This is a genomic window from Aeromicrobium sp. PFPM2_SD2 (assembly GCF_057364525.1).
This window is the reverse complement of sequence record NZ_JBNFNZ010000290.1, coordinates 1-3327: the sequence shown is the minus strand read 5'-3', so window position 1 is coordinate 3327 and position 3327 is coordinate 1. Positions and strand designations below refer to the sequence as shown.

The window sequence follows — 3327 nt, the reverse complement described above, 5'->3', positions numbered from 1 at the left end:
CGGCGTCGAGGTTCTCGGCGTCGGCAGCAGCGGCCCCGGCGGGGCGTGCACCTCGAGCGTCGCCAGCCCGAGGCGGCGCTGCAGCGGACCCTGCGTGATGGCCGCGGACTGGATCTTGCGCACCGGTGCCACGTGGGTGACGAGCCGCAGCGCCCGCGCCGCGACACCAGCACCCGCTCGTCCAGGCCGAGCCAGCGACGGCTCCACTGCAGCGGGTCGAGCGGACGCGCGCGCCGGGTGGCCGGCGTGCGGGGGACGGCCTCGACGTCCACGCCGTCGAGGAGGCGGGCGACGAGCGCCATCGCCTCGGGACGCAGGGCGACCGGCAGCAGGGTGGCGCGGTCCTCCAGGGCGTCGTCGCCGGCGCTGGGAGCCCCGTAGCCGGCCACGTCGACCTCGAGCTGGGCCCAGCCGAGGCGGCGCCACACGAGCGGCTCAGCGACGATGAGCCCCTGCACGCGGTCGACGGGGACGGTCTGCGAGACGCGCGAGAGCAGGCCCCGCTCGATGCGTAGCGTGCGGCCGCGGCGCTCCAGGGTGAAGCCCCAGTTCTGGACGACGCGGGTCATGAGCGTCTGGCCGAGGCCGAGCGCGAAGGGGAAGGCCGCGGCGATCACGCCCCACGTCCCGGCGAGGAGGCCCACGACGACGCCCCCGAGCACCATGACCACGACCGCCGCGGTGAGCAGGGCGACGTCCAGCCGCAGGAAGGTCGCGAGCACCAGGCGCCCGAGCGGCACGACGACGACCTCGTCGGTGGTGGTCGCGGCGGGGGACGCGTCGGGGGACGCGTCGGCGTCGGCGGAGGGGACGGGCTCGGCACCGGTGTGCGCGTCCGCAGGGGCCGACCCGGCCCGCTCGAGCAGCCACGCGCGCATGTGCCGGGCCTCGCGCAGCGGGAGGTACTTCAGCGTCGTGGTCGAGTCCGAGCCGCCGGCGCTCTCGACCTCCAGCTGGGCGAGCCCGAGCAGCCGCGCGACGAACGGCTCGGTGACGTCGACGGACTGGATGCGCTCGTAGGGCACGCGGCGCGAGGTGTGCACGAGCATCCCGCTGGTCTGGCGCAGCTCGGTGGCGTCGAGGACGTACCGGGTGAACCACCACGACCCGGCGGTGAGGGCGGCCGCGCCGACCACGAGCGCGACGCCGCCGGCGAGCACGCCCCACCAGGGGACGTGCCGGATCCACGACTCGCCGGTCACCAGCGCGACGACGACCAGGCCCACGACCCAGCGCGCGGCCGTGGCGCCCTCGGCGAGCGGGTGAGCGGGTGGTGCGCGACCCTCGCGGTCAGACACCGGCGCCCCGCTCCCGCACGCGGCGGTCAGGACGTCGCGCAGGCGAGCCGCCTCGTCGGTCGGCAGGCCGGGCAGCGTCGCCGCGGTGCGCGGGCTCGCGGTGTGGACCGTGATGGTGGCGATGCCGAGCCGGCGCTGCAGCGGGCCGGCCTCGACGTCGACGTACTGCAGCCGGCCGTACGGCACCACCGTCAGCGAGCGGAACAGCACGCCGGACGTGATGACCAGCTCCTCGTCGGACTCGCGGTAGCCCCACCGGGCCTGCTGGCGTCCGGCGACGGCCCACGCGGCGGCGAGCTCGACGGCACCGGCGACCAGGACGACCGCCCCGATGACGCGCACCCAGACCGCCAGGTCGGGGACGACGAGGAGGCCCACCCCGATGAGGACCAGCGGGACGGCCACCAGCACGGCCACCAGCCGGTCGCGCGTGGCCAGGGCGGGGGAGACGCGCTGCCAGGTGCCCTGGGGCGCGGCGAAGAGGTCGGTCACCCGCCGACCGTACCGGTCCGCGGCCGGCCCCCGGCCAGGTTGACCCCCCGAGGTCCGCGGGGCGATACTGGCAGACGGAGATCGCGCGACCCGCGGCTCCCTCACCACCAGGATCCTCGGAGACTTCACCCATGGCCAAGGCCCTCCTCGGCGCCGTCGGCGCCCCGGCACAGCACCAGTACGAGCTCGCGACCCTGCGTCGCCGCGTCGCCGACCTCCAGGCCGAGGTCGCCCGCCTGCAGTCCGAGAACGACGCGCTCAACGCGGCGCTGAGCGAGCGGGTCGAGGCGCTGAACCCCGACGACCTGCTCGAGACCGTCTCGCACTGAGCCCGTCGGGCCACCACGCGGTGGCCCGGACCTGCCACGCCCGGCGTTCGGGGGCCACTAAGGTGATCCCACCACCGCCTGGCAGGAGCGTCCGTTGTACCTGAAGAGCCTCACGATCCGTGGGTTCAAGTCGTTCGCGTCCTCGACGACCCTGCAGCTCGAGCCCGGCATCACGGCGGTGGTGGGTCCCAACGGCTCGGGCAAGTCCAACGTCGTCGACGCCCTCGCCTGGGTCATGGGCGAGCAGGGGGCCAAGAGCCTGCGCGGCGGCAAGATGGAGGACGTCATCTTCGCCGGCACCTCCGGCCGCCCGCCGCTGGGCCGGGCCGAGGTCGTCCTGACGATCGACAACACCGACGGCGCCCTGCCGATCGAGTACTCCGAGGTCACCATCTCGCGGACGCTGTTCCGCAACGGCGGCAGCGAGTACGCCATCAACGGCAGCTCGTGCCGTCTGCTGGACGTCCAGGAGCTGCTGAGCGACTCGGGCATCGGTCGCGAGATGCACGTCGTCGTCGGCCAGGGCCAGCTCGACAGCGTCCTGCGCGCCACCCCCGAGGAGCGCCGCGGCTTCGTCGAGGAGGCGGCCGGCGTCCTCAAGCACCGCAAGCGCAAGGAGAAGGCGCTGCGCAAGCTGGAGGCGACGCAGGGGAACCTGACGCGCCTGCAGGACCTGCTCACCGAGCTGCGCCGCCAGCTCAAGCCGCTGGGCCGCCAGGCCGAGGTGGCGCGCCGGGCGGTCGTCATCCAGGCCGACGTCCGCGACGCCCGCGCCCGCCTGCTCGCCGACGACCTTGGCCACGGCGCTGGAGCAGCTGCAGACCGAGCTGGCCGACGAGTCGGCCCTGCGGGAGCGATGCGAGGCGGTCGAGGCCGCGATCGCCCAGGCCCGGCAGGCCGAGGCCGAGGTCGAGGAGCGGCTGGCCGCCGACTCGCCGGCGCTCTCGGCGGCGCAGGAGACCTGGTACCAGCTCTCCGGGCTGCGCGAGCGCATCCGCGGCACGCTCAACCTGGCGCAGGAGCGCGTCCGCATGGCCACGTCGCAGGCCGACGACCGGCCGCAGGGCCGCGACCCGAGGACATCGAGGCCGACGCCGACGAGATCCAGTCGCGCCTCGACGCGCTGCGGGAGGCGGTCGCGCAGGCGTCCGGCGAGCTCGAGCAGGCCGTCGCGCGCGCGGGAGCGGAGACGGCAGTACGTCGACATC

General features: G+C 75.2%; 3 protein-coding genes and 1 pseudogene. 2 read left to right on the top strand and 2 right to left on the bottom strand.

Features of this window, described 5'->3' with window-relative positions; genetic code table 11:
* The coding region (locus AC2W7G_RS12280; protein ID WP_485868691.1) for a PH domain-containing protein at positions 1-123 on the bottom strand (123 nt) is incomplete at its 3' end.
* A gap of 308 nt (positions 124-431) precedes the next feature.
* A pseudogene (locus tag AC2W7G_RS12275) lies at positions 432-1508 on the bottom strand (PH domain-containing protein); the annotation flags it as partial.
* 413 nt (positions 1509-1921) lie between these two features.
* On the opposite strand from AC2W7G_RS12275, the gene AC2W7G_RS12270 reads away from it, so the two are divergent.
* Together AC2W7G_RS12270 and AC2W7G_RS12265 are read left to right on the top strand one after the other, a co-directional pair.
* Positions 1922-2119 carry a hypothetical protein gene (locus AC2W7G_RS12270; protein WP_485868690.1) on the top strand — a complete coding sequence of 66 codons (198 nt, stop codon included), beginning with the start codon at positions 1922-1924 and terminating at the stop codon, positions 2117-2119.
* A gap of 94 nt (positions 2120-2213) precedes the next feature.
* The coding region (locus tag AC2W7G_RS12265; RefSeq protein ID WP_485868689.1) for a chromosome segregation SMC family protein at positions 2214-3327 on the top strand (1114 nt) is incomplete at its 3' end.